This is a genomic window from Clavibacter sp. B3I6 (assembly GCF_030816895.1).
In the GTDB taxonomy this organism is placed as follows: domain Bacteria; phylum Actinomycetota; class Actinomycetes; order Actinomycetales; family Microbacteriaceae; genus Clavibacter.
The window spans coordinates 1,667,200-1,681,720 of the sequence record NZ_JAUSYL010000001.1; the positions used below are offsets into that span (position 1 = coordinate 1,667,200).

The window sequence follows — 14,521 nt, forward strand, 5'->3', positions numbered from 1 at the left end:
TGCGGTCCCGCCGATGATTCCACGCCGCGGCCGGATCCTCGGGAGGCGCACGTGCTCGAGATGCGACGGCTGCGGCTCCTGCGCGAGCTCAAGCTCCGCGGCACGATCGGCGCGGTCGCCGACGCCCTGTCGTTCAGCCCGTCGTCGGTGTCGCAGCAGCTGTCGCAGCTGGAGCGCGAGGCGGGCGTGACGCTCCTCCGCCGGGTCGGGCGGCGCGTGGTCCTCACGCCGCAGGCGGAGATCCTCGTGGAGCACACGACGGCCCTGCTCGAGCGGCTCGAGCGCGCCGAGACCGAGGTGAACGCGTCGCTCGCGAACGTGTCCGGCACCATCCGCGTGGCCGCGTTCCAGTCGGCGCTGCTCGCGCTCGTGCCGCCGGCGCTCACGATCCTCCGCGACGACTACCCGGACCTGCGGGTCGAGATCACGATGCGCGAGCCCGAGTCCGGCCTCCACGACGTGTGGGCGCGCGACCACGACCTCGTCATCGCCGAGCAGTACCCGGCGCACGCGGCGCCGCGGCCGGCCGACCTCGACCGCGAGGAGCTGTGCGTGGATCCGCTCCGCCTGGGCCTCCCGCCCGGCCGCGACGACGTCCGCACCCTCTCCGACGCCCGGCGCCTCCCGTGGGTGATGGAGCCCGCGGGCACGGCGTCGCGCCACTTCGCGGAGCAGGTGTGCCGGGTCGCGGGCTTCGAGCCGGACGTGCGCTACGTGACCGCGGACCTGCAGGCCCACATCGACCTCGTGCGCGCCGGCCACGCCGCCTCCGTCCTGCCCGACCTGGTGTGGGCCGGCCGCGAGCCCGACGTGCGGCTGGTCGGCCTGCCGGGCTCGCCGCGGCGCACGGTCTTCACGTCCTCGCGCGTCGGCAGCCTCGACCGGCCGGGGATCCGGGCGTGCCGCGACGCCCTCGCCCGCGCCGTCGAGGTGATGGGGCAGGGCGCGGCCTGAGCCGGTCGGCCGGGACGACGACGGGCCCGGATCTCCGTGGGATCCGGGCCCGTCGTCGCGGGATGCGCATGCTCACCCCGCGGGCGGGCCGCCGTCGGGGTCGCGCGCAGCGTCCGATCCGCTCGCCGCGGCTCCCCCGGCGGACCTCCGCCGCCCGGTCATCACGATGAGGACGACCGCGGCCGCCGCGAGCACGACGATCCCCACGCCCACGCCGACGACGACCCCGAGGTAGGGCGCGACGCCCTCCTCCCGGCCGGCGGCGATGCCCGGATCCGTGGTGGTGGACCCAGGATCCGCGGACCCGGTGGCGCCGTCGCCGGAGGAGGCCGCGCCGCCCTCCGCCTGCGCGGCGCAGCCCGGGCCGTCGGGCGTGCCCGCGCTCGCCGGCGCCCCGGCGGGCGCCCGGTACGTGAAGGCCATCGAGTCGGAGACCGGGTGCCCGTCGGCCGAGACCACGCGCCAGGTCACCCGGTACTCGCCGGATCCGCCGAGCGCGACGGGCACGGACACCGTGCGGCCGCCATCGGTCGCGCAGCCGGTCTCGAAGTGCGTGCCCGCGGTGTCCGGTCCCGTCACCTGCACGACCGACGAGCCGCCGGCCGCGGGCGAGGACCCGGTCGTCGCGTCGTCGGCCGCCCCGCCCCCGGCGGCGAGGTCGAGGATCACGTCGTTGAACGTCAGCGTGACCTCCGACGGCGGCGCGTCGATCGTCGACCCCGGGGCCGGCGAGCTCGACACGAGGTAGTTGTGCGCGGATGCCGGCAGCGCGCCGTCCGGCCCGCTCCCCTGCGCCAGCCCGGCGAGCGCGAGCGCGGCCGTCGCGAGGGAGGCGCCGGCGACCACGGCGGCCGCCCCCCGGAGCGGGCCCCGACGCGGGGACGCGCGGCGGGGGCGGGCGCCGGAGCGCACGTGGATCCGGTCCCCGGGCGTCACGCGCGGCCGCCGGCCTCGCGGCGCACGCGGGTGAGCGCGAAGACCGCGACCACGAGGGCGGCGGCCCCGAGGGCGAGGCCGCCCACGCCGAGGCCCACCGCGACGGCGCCCGTGGAGGCGTCCGTGTCGGCGGCCTCGACGGTCGCCTCCGGCGCCGGGGTGCTGGTCGTCATCGCGCTCATGGGGTCGGCGGGCGGCGCGTCCTCGACGTAGAGCGTCGGCGCGGGGTGCTCCGGCTCCTCGCCCGAGGCCGGGGTCGGCTCGTCCCAGTCGACGACCGAGCCGTCCGAGTAGCCCTGATGGGCGGGCAGCACGATGCTGCCGGTCTCGGGCACGGGGCCGACCGAGATCGTGAACCGCTGGAACTCGCCGGACGCGAGGCCCTCGCCGTCGTCGGCGGTCCAGGTGACCGCGACGGGCGCCTCCGTGATCGTGGCGTCCTCCGTCTTCACCGGCGTGTCGAGCGCCGCGGTCGTGACCGCCGCGGTCCACCCGGGCACGGGCTCGGTGGAGACGCTCGAGAACGGGGTGTCCTTCGGCAGGTCGACCGTGACGCTCGTGGTGGTCGCCGTGGCGGACTCGGTCGGGACCTTGAAGGTCAGCGTGCTGTAGCTGCCGGCGGCCGCCTGGTCGGGCGAGACGCGCACGTGCGCGGAGGCCGCGAGCGGCACGGCGACGGCGAGCGCGACGCCGCCGACGAGCGCCGTGGCCGAGCGGAGGATCCGGCGGGTGCGGGGGGAGGTGGAGGAAGTGGAGGAGGTGGTCATTGCGGGGTTCCTGTTCCGGGCCGCGACGAGCGGCCCCGGGAGCGGACGCGGCGAGGCCGGCGTCCGGAGGGGAGAGGGAGGGGCGGCGGATGCACGGGGCATCGGACCGCGGCGCGACCGGGGTCGCACGGGAGGGCGGCGCATCGGCCGGGGTGGCGGATGCGCGGGACCCGCGGCCGCACGAGGGCGCGGACGGCGGGTCGTGCCGCCGGGCGAGCGGGGCGGGTCGGGAGGACCGGCCGGACGGCTCAGGCGGCGTCGAGGACGGACGCGCGCGGCGGTCCGCGGTGCCGCAGGCGCCCGAGCCGGGCGCAGAGGTCGCGCAGCGCGCGCGGCGCCCGCGCCGCACGGGACAGGGCCGTGCGGCCGCGGCCGACGGGCCGGAGGAACGGGATCGCGAGCGCCAGCACCACGCGGAGGCCGGACGCCGCGACGAGCGCGCGGAGCGCCGCCTCGCCGTGCCGCAGCGCGAGCACGGTGACGACGAGTGCCGCGCCGTGCGAGAGCAGCATGCCGGCGTCGAGCGCGGACGCCCCGCTCCCGGCGGCGGACCCGGGCAGGTCGAGCGGGACGACCCCGTGGCCCATGCCGGCGTGCGGATCCGCCGGGACGGCCGAGCCGGACGCGGCGCCGGCCGCCGTGAACAGCCCGTGGAACAGCAGCTGGCTGACGCCCACCGCCGCGGTCAGCCGCCAGAGCGCGGGCCGGGGCCCGGCGAGCGCGATGGCCGCGAGCGAGGCGAGCGCGAGCCCGAAGGCGACGACCGCCCACGAGGGCGCGGCACCGCCGCCCACCCCGTGGAAGAGCGCGGCCACGAACGTGGCCGTGGTGGATGCGGCGAGCCCCCGGATCACGCGCAGGACGCGTGGAGCGATCGGGGACGGAGCAGGCATCGACTGCAGTTTAGGGGACGGACCAATGAGCATCCGGCGACGGTCAGGCCGCGCGGCCGCCCTCCGCCGCGAGCGACGCCGCATCCGTGTCCGCCGGTCCGGCTGCAGCCGGGTCGGCGAGAGCCCCCGTCAGCCGGCCCACCACGTCATCGAGGGCGTCGCGCAGCGCCTCGAGCTCCGGGATCGTGAGCCCGGTGCGCGCCGCGGCCTGCGCGGGGACGTCCAGGGCGCGCTCCCGGAGGTCGCGCCCCGCCTCGGTGAGGGAGACCACCACGACCCGCTCGTCGACGGTGCTCCGTGCGCGGTCGACGAAGCCGGCGACCTGCAGGCGCTTGAGCAGCGGGGTGAGCGTCGCGGGCTCGAGCTGCAGGGTGGCCCCGAGGGCCGAGATCGAGCGGTGGTCCCGCTCCCAGAGCGCGAGCATCACGAGGTACTGCGGATGCGTGAGGCCGAGCGGCTCCAGGATCGGCCGGTACACCGCCACGACCGTGCGCGCGGCCACCACCGCCTGGAAGCAGACCTGGCTCTCGAGCGCCAGCGGATCCGTCGTCATCGCGTCCTCCTCGGCCGTCCGTCCGGTGCTGATCCGTGCACCGCGTTCGATGCTACGCAGACGGGGAGATGGTGGTCGCGCGACGGGAGCGTCGTCCGCCGCCGGGCCCCCGTGCGCAGCCCCGCCGGATCGGGTCAGCCGGCGGCTACGAGCTCGATGTTGATGTCGTCCGGGTCCTGCACGGAGAGGATCGACATCCCGTCGAGGTCCGTGACCTCGCCGTGCGCGATGCCCCGCGCGTCGAAGAGCGCGGCCGCCGCCACCAGGTCGTCCCGCGATCCGACCGCGAGGCTGACGTGGTCGAGGCCGCGGACGGCGGGGTCGAACGTGCCGCCGTCGCCCGCCACCGGGCGCAGGCCGAGGAGCTGGTCGCCGACGCCGTAGATGACGCCGCCGAAGAAGACGCTCGGGTCCTCGAGGACGCCGGGGTCGCTCGGGTCGGCCTCGCTCCGGATGGCGGGGGTGAGCCCCAGGACGCCCTCGTAGAAGGCGCGCGAGCGGGCCAGGTCGGACACGGAGAGGCGCACGTGGTGCACGGCCGTGATGCTGGTGAGCGGAGCGGTGGTCGGGTCGGTGTCGGTCATGGTCCGACGCTAGGACGGTCCCGTCGGGCGTCGCGGCCCGGTTCGGTTTCCGACCACGGCTCCCCGGCGACGTCCAGCTGGCGCCCCGGCGCCGCTACGGCTCCGCCCCGCCGCGGGATCAGTCGTGCAGGTCGATGCCCCAGGTGCCGGACCACTCGGATCCGGGCTCGAGCGTGATGAGCCCGTCGCCCGAGTTGAAGGCGTCGGCCGGCGCGGTCATCGGCTCGACCGCGACGGCCCACACGTGGCCGTCCGCGACGGGGTACCACGGCGTGACGAAGACCTGCCAGTAGGTGAACTCGCCGTCGGCCCAGATCTCGGTGCGGCGGCCGTCGGGCGCCTGCACGCCGTGGCGGGTGACGCCGTCGACCACGCGGGCGTCGGCCCACGCGTCGTCGAGCTGCGCGTCGCGGACGCGGACGCCGCCGCGCAGGTCGAAGCGCGTGCCCTCGACCGCCGTCTGGGCGCCCGTCGGGTTGAGGCGGACGGGATCCACCTCGATGTGGGTGGGCGCGTCGATGACGACCTCGAGGTCCTCGGTCGGCACGTCGCCGACGCGGAGGAAGGGGTGCGTGCCGACGGCGACGGGCGCATCCGCGGAGCCGACGTTCCGGATCCCGTGCGTGACGCGGACGCCCTGCCCCGTGAGCTCGTAGCGCACGGTGGTCTCGAGGGCGAAGGGGTAGCCGCGCTGCGGGTGCACGTCGGCGGCGAGGGTGACGGAGACCTCGTCGCGGTCGACGAGGCGGTACGGCGCGTTCTCGAGGAGGCCGTGGATCGCGTTCTCGCGGTCGACCTCGGTGATGTCGAGCTGGTGCGTGACGTCGCCCTGCTGCCAGATGCCGTCGCGGATCCGGTTGGGCCAGGGCGCCAGCACGATGCCGCTGCAGAAGGGGGGACGCGCCTCGTCCGGGTACGACTGGACGAGGTCGGTGCCGTCCACCTGGAGCACGCGGAGCGCGGCGCCGACCTCCGCGATCACCATGCGCTGGGTGCGTCCGTCCACCTCCGCGACGATCTCGTGCTGCTGGCCGGTGGGGAGGCGGGGGATGTACGACACGTCTTCGGGCACCCGCCGAGCCTATCCGTACCGAGCGCTGTGGCGCCTCCCAGGGCCGCGCGCGGGTCGCTCCCTAGGATCGTGCGCATGGCCCGGCATGAGAACGAGAAGGTACGCGCGATCCGCGAGAAGGCACGCATCGAGAGGGCCCTCGACGACCGCCGTCGCAAGCGCCGCCGCCTCATCGCCCAGTTCTCCGTCGCGGGCGGCCTCGTCGTCGTCATCGCGGCCATCGCCGGCGGCGTCTACCTCCTCGGCCAGTCGCAGGCGGCGAGCGCGGCGGGCCCCGTCGCCGACGCGACCGCGCCGCTGTCCACCGGCGACGAGGTGCGCGTGGCGTCCGAGCCCACGGGCGTGAGCGTCGGCGCGGCCGACGCCCCCGTCACGCTCGACGTCTTCGAGGACTACTCGTGCCCCCACTGCGCGCAGTACGAGGCCGAGGCCGGGCCCATGCTCGACCGGATCGCCGCCACCGGCCAGGTGCGCATCGTGTACCACCCCATCCAGATCGTCACGAAGTACGGGCAGGTCGCGGGCAGCGCCGCCGCGTGCGTCCTGGCCGAGGAGCCCGACAGGTGGCCGGCCGTGCACTCCGCCCTCTTCGACAACCACTCCACCCTCACCGACTCGTGGACGCACGCCGACTTCGTCACCTGGCTCACGACCGAGGGCGTCTCCTCGGACGCCGCGCGCACGTGCGTGGCGGAGGGCCGGTTCTCCTCGTGGATCACGAAGAACACGTCCGACGCCAGCGCGGCCGGCGTCACGGGCACTCCGACGCTCCGGATCCAGGGCGACGTCGTCCCGACGACCGCGGGCCAGGAGCTCGTGGACGCGCTCACGGCCGCGGGCGCGCAGCTGCCCGCGGGCATCGCCGCCGACAGCTGACCCGGATCGCATCCCGCGGCGCGGCCGCCCCGCCGCGGACGCTCGGTCGCGGACGCTCGGTCAGTGCCCGCGATGGTCCTGCACGGTCATGCGCGGGCCGAACCGGGGCTTCCGGAAGCCGCTCGCCTCGATGAGGCGCATCACCCGCTGACGGTGGCCGCGCCACGGCTCCAGGAGCTCGAGCATGCCGTCGTCGTCGACCGCGTGGCCGGCGAGCGCCCATCCGACGGTGTCGTGCACGTGGAAGTCCCCGACGCTCACGGAGTCCGGGTCGCCGTGCGCGCGCTGCGTGGTCTCCGCCGCCGTCCAGATGCCGACGCCCGGGATTGAGCGGAGCCGTCGCGTGATCTCGTCGCTCCCCCGGCCGAGCGCCAGCGTGCGCTCGAGGCCCGCCGCGGAGGTCGCGACGGCGATGAGGGTGCGCGAGCGCTTCGGATCGACGCCCGCGCGGTGCCACTCCCACGACGGGATGAGGCGCCAGCGCTCGGGCGCGGGCAGCACGCGCATCCCGGCGGGCACGGGGCCGGGGGCGGGCTCGCCGTGCGCGAGGATCAGCTGCCGCCACGCCCGGCGGGCCTCGAGCCCCGTGACCTTCTGCTCGAGCACCGCGGACGCCATCGCCTCGAACACGTGGTTGGTGCGCATGAGCCGCAGCGCGGGCAGGCGGCGGCGGGCGTCGCGGAGGAGCGGGTGCGCGGAGACGTCGAGGTCGGACCAGTCGTCGCCCTCGCCGAGGAGCTCCGGCACGCCCGCGATCGCCCACTCGGCGCCCAGGCCCCAGGCGCGCGCCTCGACGCCGCCGTCGGAGCGCGGATCGAGCCGCAGCGACGCGCTCCCGAGCGGCGTGCGGGCGGTGCGCCAGACGCCGACGCGGCGAGCGCCGGGCGGGGCCGGGTCCCAGCGGCAGGTCGGATCCGCGACGCCGCGGAACAGCGGGCGCAGCACGAGCCGGAGGTCGACCTCGCGATCGGGGAGGTAGGTGGTGCGCGCGTCGGGCGCCGTCTCCCCCGCACCGCCCTGATCCACCCCCTCAGGGTACGCACGGCGGCCGACCCCGCTCGCCGTGCCGGGCCCGCGTCGCGGAGCTCGTGAGGAGCGCCCGCATCGCGCTCCTCACCGCCGTCGACGCGCACGGGCAGCTCGTGAGCCGCCCGCTCGCCAGCCGGGAGCGCGACGTCGACGGCGACCTGCGGTCCTCCACGCAGGACCCGAGCGACACGACCGCGGAGATCGGCGCGGACGACCGGGTGGACGTGTCGCTGCAGTCCGGCGACGGGTTCCTCTCCATCGCCGGCACCGCGGAGATCACGCGCGACCGGGCCCGCATCGACGAGCTCCGATCCGCGCCTGCCGCGCACGACGACGGCCCGGGCCTCACGAGGGGGCCCGGGCCGTCGTGCGGCCGGACGCGCGCCCGCGCCGCTAGCCGCCGCCGATCGCCTCCGGGACGCCCGCCGCCGTGCCGTCGACGACGAGGTCGGCGCGGTGGCGCGTGCCCTCGACGAGCACCGCGTTCGCGCCGTCGACGTCGCGCGCCCAGGCCGCTGCGGCGTCGGCGTCGCGCCCGCCCGCCGTGTGCCGGTCCACCAGGCGCGCGAAGCGCGCGTCGTCCGGCGTCGCGCAGTACCAGGACTCGTCGAGCTCCGCGGCGAGCCGCGCCCACGGATCCTCGTCGACGAGCAGGTAGTTGCCCTCGAGCACGACGAGCCGGGCGGCGGGCTCCACCGGGATCGCGCCCGCGACCCCCTCGTCGACGGCCCGGTCGAAGGACGGCGCGTAGACCGCATGGTCCGTCTCGGCGCGGAGCCGCCGCACCAGGGCGAGCACGCCCCACCCGTCGAACGTGTCGATCGCGCCCTTGCGGTCGTGCCGGCCGAGCCGGTCGAGGGTGGCGTTGGCGAGGTGGAACCCGTCCATGGGCACGTGGACCGCGGTGCCCGATCCGGCGATCCCGTCGACGCGCGCCACGAGCGCCCGCGCGAGCGTCGTCTTCCCGGCGCCCGGGCTGCCCGCGATGGCGAGCACGGCGCGACGGCCGGCGCGGACGAGGCCCAGGGCTCGGCAGGCGAGGGCGTCGAGGTCGCCGAGCGGGGCGGCTCCGGCGGGCGGTCGAGGGTCCGGGCTTCTCTCCATCCGACCAGTCTCGCGGGGCCGTGCCCCATGATGGTCCTGTGCGCATCGGAATCCTCACCTCAGGCGGAGACTGCCCCGGACTCAACGCGGTCATCCGCGGGGCGGTGCTCAAGGGAACGACCATCCACAAGCAGGAGTTCGTGGGCTTCCGCGACGGCTGGCGGGGCGTCGTCGACGGCGACGTCATGCCGCTCGCGCGCCGCGACATCCAGGGCATCGGCAAGCAGGGCGGCACGATCCTCGGCACCAGCCGCACGAACCCGTTCGAGGGCGACGGCGGGGTGGAGCGGATCCAGGAGAACCTCGACCGCCTCGGCATCGACGCGATCCTCGCCATCGGCGGCGAGGGCACCCTCGCGGCTGCCAAGCGCCTCACGGACGCGGGCCTCAAGATCGTCGGCGTCCCCAAGACGGTCGACAACGACCTCGACGCCACCGACTACACGTTCGGCTTCGACACCGCGGTGCAGATCGCGACCGACGCCATGGACCGCCTCCGCACCACGGGCGACTCGCACAGCCGCTGCATGGTCGCCGAGGTGATGGGCCGCCACGTCGGCTGGATCGCGCTGCACTCGGGCATGGCCGCGGGCGCGCACGCCATCCTCATCCCGGAGCAGAAGACGTCGATGGACGAGATCATCGGCTGGGTCCGCTCGGCCTACGACCGCGGTCGCGCGCCGCTCGTCGTCGTCGCGGAGGGCTTCGTGCCCGAGCACGCGTCCGACGCGCACGGCGAGCGCGGCCTCGACGCGTTCGGGCGTCCGCGCCTCGGCGGCATCGGCGAGCAGCTCGCGCCGATCATCGAGGAGCGCACGGGCATCGAGACCCGCGCGACGACCCTCGGCCACATCCAGCGCGGCGGCACCCCGTCGTCGTACGACCGCGTGCTCGCGACCCGCCTCGGCCTCGCCGCGGTCGACAGCGTGCGCGACGGCCACTGGGGCCGCATGGTCGCGCTCCGCGGCACCGACATCGTGCACGTGGGCTTCGAGGAGGCGCTCGGCCGCCTCAAGACCGTGCCGCAGCAGCGCTACGACGAGGCCGCGATCCTCTTCGGCTGATCCCGGCCGGCCACCGCCGCCGCTCGCGCCCCGCTCGCGCCGCACGACGGCCCGGGCGTAGCGTGACGACATGACGTACCGCGCGCTCGTGGCCGAGCAGACAGTCGCCGACGACGGCACGAAGGGCATCGCGGTCGCGCTGCGCGACCTCCCCGACGCCCGGGCGACGGGCGGTGCGGACGGTCCGGGCGACGGCGAGGTCGTGCTCGACGTCCTCTTCTCGAGCGTCAACTACAAGGACGGCATGCTGCTCGGCGGCCGCCCCGGGATCGCCCGGACCAGCCCGCTCGTGGCCGGCATCGACGCGGTCGGCACGGTCGCGGCGGGCGGATCCCCGGCCTTCTCCCGCGGCGACCTGGTGATCCTGAACGGCGCCGGCCTCGGCGAGAGCCGCGACGGCGGGCTCGCCGAGCGCGTGCGCGTGCCCGCCGCGGCGCTCGTGCGCGTCCCCGACGGCATCTCCGCGTCCCGCGCCGCCGCCATCGGCACCGCCGGCTTCACCGCGATGCTCTCGGTGCTGGCGCTGGAGCGCGGCGGCGCCGCGCCCGGGTCCGGCGACGTGCTCGTCACGGGCGCCGGCGGCGGGGTCGGATCCGTGGCGGTCGCGCTCCTCGCGGGCCTCGGCCACCGGGTGGTCGCGAGCACCGGCCGCGTCGCGGAGCTCGGCGACCGGCTGCGCGCGCTCGGCGCCGCGGAGGTGATCGACCGCTCCGAGCTCGGCGAGCCCGGGCGACCGCTCCAGAGCGTCCGCTGGGCGGGCGCGGTCGACAGCGTGGGCAGCGCCACCCTCGTCAACGTCCTCGCGCAGACCCGGTGGGGCGGCGTGGTCACGGCGGCGGGCCTCGCCCAGGGACCGGACCTGCCGGGCACCGTGCTGCCCTTCATCCTCCGCGCCGTGACGCTCGCGGGCATCAACTCCGTGGAGGCGCCGGCCGCGCTCCGCCGCGAGGCGTGGGCGCGGCTCGCCGCCGACCTCGACCTCGCGCTCCTCGACTCCCTCACGAGCACCGTGCCGCTGGACGGCGCGATCGCGGCGGGCGAGCGGATCCTCGCGGGCGCCTCCAGCGGGCGCGTCGTGGTCGACGTCCGCGCCTGACCCGCCCGCCGTCGCCGCCGCCGTGCGGCCGGTCGGGCTCACGCCCGCGCTACCCTGGGCGCGACGCGGCACCCGGCCGCCGGAGTGAGGGAACATGACCGCGGTCGCCGCCACCGGAACGATCTTCGTCACGCTCGCGGCCCTGCTGCACGTGTTCTTCTTCCTGCTCGAGAGCGTGTGGTTCGACCGTCCGTTCGCCTGGAAGCGCTTCGGCGTCGCCGACCAGGAGAAGGCGCTCGTCATCAAGCCGTGGGCCTACAACCAGGGCTTCTACAACCTGTTCCTCGCGCTCGGCGCGGGCCTCGGCCTGATCCTCTACTTCGTCGGCAACGTCCCCGCCGGCCTCACGCTCGTCCTGTTCACGACCGCGTGCATGGTGCTGGCGTCGATCATCATCGCGAGCACGGGCAAGAAGTACCTGCTGCCCGCGCTGATCCAGGGCGTGCCGCCGCTGCTCGGCCTCGTGTTCTTCGCCGCCGCCTCCTGAGACCCCGCCGAGGGTCCGTCCGCGCCCGTCGCCGTGCCCTTCCGCGACCGAGGGTGATGAGGTTAGGCTCACCTACATCATGACCGTCGTCCCCCTCACCGAGGCCCTCCGCGACCGCGCCCGTCCGCGCGCCGAGGCGCAGGACGCGGACGAGTTCATGACCGCGCTCGTGACGGGCCGCGGCTGCCGCGACGACTACGTCGCCCTCGTCGCCCAGCACTACTTCATCTACCGCGCCATCGAGGCGGCGACGACGCGCATGGCGTCGGATCCGGTCGCGGCGCGCTTCATCGACCCGCACCTCACGCGCCTCCCTGCCATCGAGGCCGACCTCGACTTCCTCGTCGGGCCGGACTGGCGGGAGGTCGTCCGCCCGCTCGCGAGCACGGCCGCCTACGTCGAGCGGATCGAGCGGGTCGCGTCCGTCTGGGTCGGCGGCTTCGTCGCGCACCACTACACGCGCTACCTCGGCGACCTGTCCGGCGGCCGCCTCCTCCGCACGCTCCTCCAGCGCCAGTTCGGCTTCGACACGAACGGCGTGGGCCTCTACCTCTTCGCGGAGATCGCGGAGCCGCGCCGCTTCTGCAGCACGTACCGCGAGGCGCTCGACCAGGTGCCGTGGGACGACGACGAGCGCGCCCGCGTCGTCGCCGAGGTCGAGCACGCGTACCGGCTCACCACCGACGTCTTCGCCGAGCTCGCCCGCGGGCGCGCCACCGCGCCGCTCCGGCGGGCCTGACCCGCTCCCCCGGCGGCCGCCCGCCGTCCCCTCCGCGTCCACCCGCCGGGCGGATCGGGCGTCCGGGGTCGGGCATAGGCTCCGGACATGGACGGCTACGACCTCGACTTCCTGCCCATCCCGCTCCCGCTGCCCGAGGCCCCGGCCGACACGCGGCCCGTGCGGCTCGACTACCTCCACTTCACGGTGCTCATGGACACCGACCGGCGCCTCGCCGCGCTCACGGCCGTGAACATCGACGGCGCGCGGCTCGTCGACGTGGAGCGCTCCGACGACTGGCACCTGGATCCGCGCCTCCCGGAGGACCAGCAGTGCGGCCCCGAGCTGTACGCGCGCAACGACATCGACCGCGGGCACCTCGTGCGGCGGCGGGATCCCGTGTGGGGCGAGATCGCGGAGGCCGCGCGGGCGAGCGCCGACACCTTCGCGTACACCAACGCGGCCCCGCAGGCGGCGGACTTCAACCAGTCCAAGGAGCTGTGGCTCGGCCTCGAGGACTACGTGCTCGGGAACGCCGACCTCGGCGACCGGCGCCTGACCGTGTTCACCGGGCCGGTCCTCTCGGCCGACGACCCCGTGTACCGCGGGGTGCGGATCCCGCTGATGTTCTGGAAGATCGCGGCCTGGGTGTCGGACGGCTCCCTGGCGGCCACGGCCTACCTGCTCGACCAGGCGCCGGAGCTCGGCGACCTCGAGCGGGAGCCCGCCGTGGCGGACGCACCGGAGCTCGGGCCGTTCCGCACGTTCCAGGTGGCCGTGGCGGAGATCGGCGCGCTCACCGGCTTCGACGTGACGCAGCTCGCGGCGGCCGACCGGCTCGGCGTCCCCGCGACCGCGCGTCCCGGCACGCCCCACGACGGCCGCGACGGCTGGGTCGAGCTGGAGCGGTACGCGGCGATCACGCTCTGAGCCCGCGGAGGCGCGCGAGCGCCTCCCGCACGACGAGGGGCCCGGCCGCTCGGCCGGGCCCCTCGTCGTGCGCGGGCGGGCTACGCCGGCGGGGTCGCCGCGGCGGCCGCGCGGGCGGCGGCCGGGAGGGCGCGGATCACGCGCTCGAGTGACGCCTCGTCCATCGCGGCCGAGACGAACCACGCCTCGAACACGGACGGCGGCAGGCTCACGCCCTGGTCGAGCATCGCGTGGAAGAAGGCCGGGTAGCGCCACGTCTCCTGCGCCTGCACGGTCGCGTAGTCGACGATCCCGCGCTCCGGCGGCGTGCCGAAGGTGAAGCTGAAGAGGCTGCCGGCGCGCTGCACCGAGTAGGCGAGGCCCGCGCGGTCGAAGGCGAGCTCGACGGCGTAGATGAGGATGTCGGCCGCGATGTCGAGCGCGCGGTACACGTCGGCGTCCGCGAGGCGGAGCGTGGTGAGGCCCGCGGCGACCGCGACCGGGTTCCCGGACAGGGTGCCCGCCTGGTAGACGGGACCGAGGGGCGCGAGGTGGTCCATCACGTCGGCCCGGCCGCCGAGGGCGGCGACGGGGAGGCCGCCGCCGATGACCTTGCCGTAGGTGACGAGGTCGGGCGTCCACGCGTCGGGGTGGTCGGCCGCGAGGCCGGCGTTGTCGAGGCCCCAGTAGCCGGCGGGGTGCACGCGGAAGCCCGTGAGCACCTCGTCCGAGATGAGCAGGGACCCGTTGCCCTGCGCGATGCGCGCGAGCTCGGCCGTGAAGCCGGGCAGCGGCGGCACGACGCCCATGTTCGCGGCGGCGGCCTCGGTGATCACGGCGGCGATGCGCGGACCGTGCTCGGCGAACACCGCGCGCACGGCGTCGAGGTCGTTGTAGGGCACCACGATCGTCTGCGCGGCGATGGCCTCGGGGATGCCCGCGGAGCCCGGCAGCGCGAGCGTCGCGACGCCCGAGCCGGCCTCGGCGAGGAGGCTGTCGGAGTGGCCGTGGTAGTGGCCGGCGAACTTCACGAGGAGGTCGCGGCCCGTGTACCCGCGGGCGAGGCGGATCGCCGTCATGGTGGCCTCGGTGCCGGTGGACACGAGGCGGAGCTTCTCGACGGGGCGCCGGTCCGGGGCTCCGTCGACGCCGGCGACGCGCACGCGCTCGGTGACGAGCTCGGCGAGCTCCGTCTCCGCGGGGGTGGTCGCGCCGAAGCCGAGGCCGAGGGCGGCGGCGTCCTGCACGGCCCGCACGACCTCCGGGCGGGCGTGGCCGAGGATCGCGGGGCCCCACGAGTTGACGAGGTCGACGTACTCGACGCCGTCCGCGTCGGTCACGTAGGGGCCGGCGGCCCGCACCATCATGCGCGGCGTGCCGCCGACGGAGCCGAACGCCCGGACGGGCGAGTTCACGCCGCCGGGGATGACGTCGCGTGCGCGGTCGAAGAGGTCCTGGGAGTGGGTCACGGTGAGTCCT

Annotated in this window: 16 protein-coding genes and 1 pseudogene; 8 read left to right on the plus strand and 9 right to left on the minus strand. The window is 76.0% G+C overall.

The window, feature by feature from the left end:
- Positions 1-51 precede the first annotated feature (51 nt).
- The gene (locus tag QFZ62_RS07830; RefSeq protein ID WP_307503889.1) at positions 52-954 is read left to right on the plus strand and encodes a LysR substrate-binding domain-containing protein; all 903 of its coding nucleotides are present in this window, start codon (positions 52-54) and stop codon (positions 952-954) included.
- Between the two features lie 72 nt (positions 955-1,026).
- Here the strand turns inward: QFZ62_RS07830 and QFZ62_RS07835 are convergent, their stop codons facing one another.
- The 6 genes from QFZ62_RS07835 to QFZ62_RS07860 all read right to left on the minus strand — a co-directional run bounded on the left by QFZ62_RS07835 (position 1,027) and on the right by QFZ62_RS07860 (position 5,759).
- A complete protein-coding gene (locus QFZ62_RS07835) occupies positions 1,027-1,800 on the minus strand; it encodes a copper resistance CopC family protein (protein WP_307503893.1) in 774 nt (257 codons plus the stop codon).
- Between the two features lie 86 nt (positions 1,801-1,886).
- The gene (locus tag QFZ62_RS07840) at positions 1,887-2,657 is read right to left on the minus strand and encodes a YcnI family protein (protein ID WP_307503896.1); all 771 of its coding nucleotides are present in this window, start codon (positions 2,655-2,657) and stop codon (positions 1,887-1,889) included.
- Between the two features lie 248 nt (positions 2,658-2,905).
- The gene (locus tag QFZ62_RS07845; protein WP_307503899.1) at positions 2,906-3,511 is read right to left on the minus strand and encodes a hypothetical protein; all 606 of its coding nucleotides are present in this window, start codon (positions 3,509-3,511) and stop codon (positions 2,906-2,908) included.
- Positions 3,512-3,593: 82 nt separating this feature from the next.
- Positions 3,594-4,103, minus strand: a complete 510-nt coding sequence (locus QFZ62_RS07850; protein ID WP_307503904.1) for a MarR family winged helix-turn-helix transcriptional regulator — start codon at positions 4,101-4,103, stop codon at positions 3,594-3,596.
- 134 nt (positions 4,104-4,237) lie between these two features.
- Positions 4,238-4,687 (minus strand): VOC family protein, encoded by a 450-nt coding sequence (locus QFZ62_RS07855; protein ID WP_307503907.1) that lies wholly within the window; start codon positions 4,685-4,687, stop codon positions 4,238-4,240.
- Positions 4,688-4,805: 118 nt separating this feature from the next.
- Positions 4,806-5,759 (minus strand): aldose 1-epimerase family protein, encoded by a 954-nt coding sequence (locus QFZ62_RS07860; RefSeq protein WP_307503909.1) that lies wholly within the window; start codon positions 5,757-5,759, stop codon positions 4,806-4,808.
- 75 nt (positions 5,760-5,834) lie between these two features.
- Here QFZ62_RS07860 and QFZ62_RS07865 point away from each other — a divergent pair, with 75 nt between their 5' ends.
- Positions 5,835-6,635 carry a thioredoxin domain-containing protein gene (locus tag QFZ62_RS07865; protein ID WP_307503912.1) on the plus strand — a complete coding sequence of 267 codons (801 nt, stop codon included), beginning with the start codon at positions 5,835-5,837 and terminating at the stop codon, positions 6,633-6,635.
- A 60-nt stretch (positions 6,636-6,695) separates the two neighbouring features.
- Here the strand turns inward: QFZ62_RS07865 and QFZ62_RS07870 are convergent, their stop codons facing one another.
- Positions 6,696-7,661 (minus strand): DNA-3-methyladenine glycosylase, encoded by a 966-nt coding sequence (locus tag QFZ62_RS07870; RefSeq protein WP_307503915.1) that lies wholly within the window; start codon positions 7,659-7,661, stop codon positions 6,696-6,698.
- 59 nt (positions 7,662-7,720) lie between these two features.
- Here QFZ62_RS07870 and QFZ62_RS15595 point away from each other — a divergent pair.
- A pseudogene (locus tag QFZ62_RS15595) lies at positions 7,721-7,969 on the plus strand (pyridoxamine 5'-phosphate oxidase family protein); the annotation flags it as partial.
- Positions 7,970-8,057: 88 nt separating this feature from the next.
- Here QFZ62_RS15595 and QFZ62_RS07875 read toward each other — a convergent pair.
- On the minus strand, positions 8,058-8,768 hold the full coding sequence (locus QFZ62_RS07875; protein ID WP_307503918.1) for a nucleoside/nucleotide kinase family protein: 711 nt from the start codon (positions 8,766-8,768) through the stop codon (positions 8,058-8,060).
- Between the two features lie 38 nt (positions 8,769-8,806).
- Here QFZ62_RS07875 and QFZ62_RS07880 point away from each other — a divergent pair, with 38 nt between their 5' ends.
- The 5 genes from QFZ62_RS07880 to QFZ62_RS07900 all read left to right on the plus strand — a co-directional run bounded on the left by QFZ62_RS07880 (position 8,807) and on the right by QFZ62_RS07900 (position 13,063).
- Positions 8,807-9,832 carry a 6-phosphofructokinase gene (locus QFZ62_RS07880; protein ID WP_307503921.1) on the plus strand — a complete coding sequence of 342 codons (1,026 nt, stop codon included), beginning with the start codon at positions 8,807-8,809 and terminating at the stop codon, positions 9,830-9,832.
- A gap of 70 nt (positions 9,833-9,902) precedes the next feature.
- Complete coding sequence (locus tag QFZ62_RS07885) at positions 9,903-10,928, plus strand: acryloyl-CoA reductase (protein ID WP_307503924.1); 1,026 nt, start codon at positions 9,903-9,905, stop codon at positions 10,926-10,928.
- Between the two features lie 94 nt (positions 10,929-11,022).
- On the plus strand, positions 11,023-11,415 hold the full coding sequence (locus QFZ62_RS07890; protein ID WP_307503925.1) for a DUF1304 domain-containing protein: 393 nt from the start codon (positions 11,023-11,025) through the stop codon (positions 11,413-11,415).
- A 79-nt stretch (positions 11,416-11,494) separates the two neighbouring features.
- Complete coding sequence (locus QFZ62_RS07895; protein WP_307503928.1) at positions 11,495-12,154, plus strand: heme oxygenase (biliverdin-producing); 660 nt, start codon at positions 11,495-11,497, stop codon at positions 12,152-12,154.
- 87 nt (positions 12,155-12,241) lie between these two features.
- Complete coding sequence (locus tag QFZ62_RS07900; RefSeq protein ID WP_307503931.1) at positions 12,242-13,063, plus strand: DNA/RNA non-specific endonuclease; 822 nt, start codon at positions 12,242-12,244, stop codon at positions 13,061-13,063.
- A gap of 80 nt (positions 13,064-13,143) precedes the next feature.
- Here QFZ62_RS07900 and QFZ62_RS07905 read toward each other — a convergent pair whose 3' ends face one another.
- Positions 13,144-14,511 carry a glutamate-1-semialdehyde 2,1-aminomutase gene (locus QFZ62_RS07905; RefSeq protein ID WP_307503934.1) on the minus strand — a complete coding sequence of 456 codons (1,368 nt, stop codon included), beginning with the start codon at positions 14,509-14,511 and terminating at the stop codon, positions 13,144-13,146.
- Positions 14,512-14,521: the final 10 nt, after the last annotated feature.

Coding starts and splice junctions, on each gene's coding strand:
- QFZ62_RS07840 (WP_307503896.1), bottom strand. CDS start 2,657: ATGACCACCTCCTCCACTTCCTCCACCTCCCCCCGCACCCGCCGGATC.
- QFZ62_RS07850 (WP_307503904.1), bottom strand. CDS start 4,103: ATGACGACGGATCCGCTGGCGCTCGAGAGCCAGGTCTGCTTCCAGGCG.
- QFZ62_RS07855 (WP_307503907.1), bottom strand. CDS start 4,687: ATGACCGACACCGACCCGACCACCGCTCCGCTCACCAGCATCACGGCC.
- QFZ62_RS07865 (WP_307503912.1), top strand. CDS start 5,835: ATGGCCCGGCATGAGAACGAGAAGGTACGCGCGATCCGCGAGAAGGCA.
- QFZ62_RS07875 (WP_307503918.1), bottom strand. CDS start 8,768: ATGGAGAGAAGCCCGGACCCTCGACCGCCCGCCGGAGCCGCCCCGCTC.
- QFZ62_RS07885 (WP_307503924.1), top strand. CDS start 9,903: ATGACGTACCGCGCGCTCGTGGCCGAGCAGACAGTCGCCGACGACGGC.
- QFZ62_RS07890 (WP_307503925.1), top strand. CDS start 11,023: ATGACCGCGGTCGCCGCCACCGGAACGATCTTCGTCACGCTCGCGGCC.
- QFZ62_RS07895 (WP_307503928.1), top strand. CDS start 11,495: ATGACCGTCGTCCCCCTCACCGAGGCCCTCCGCGACCGCGCCCGTCCG.
- QFZ62_RS07900 (WP_307503931.1), top strand. CDS start 12,242: ATGGACGGCTACGACCTCGACTTCCTGCCCATCCCGCTCCCGCTGCCC.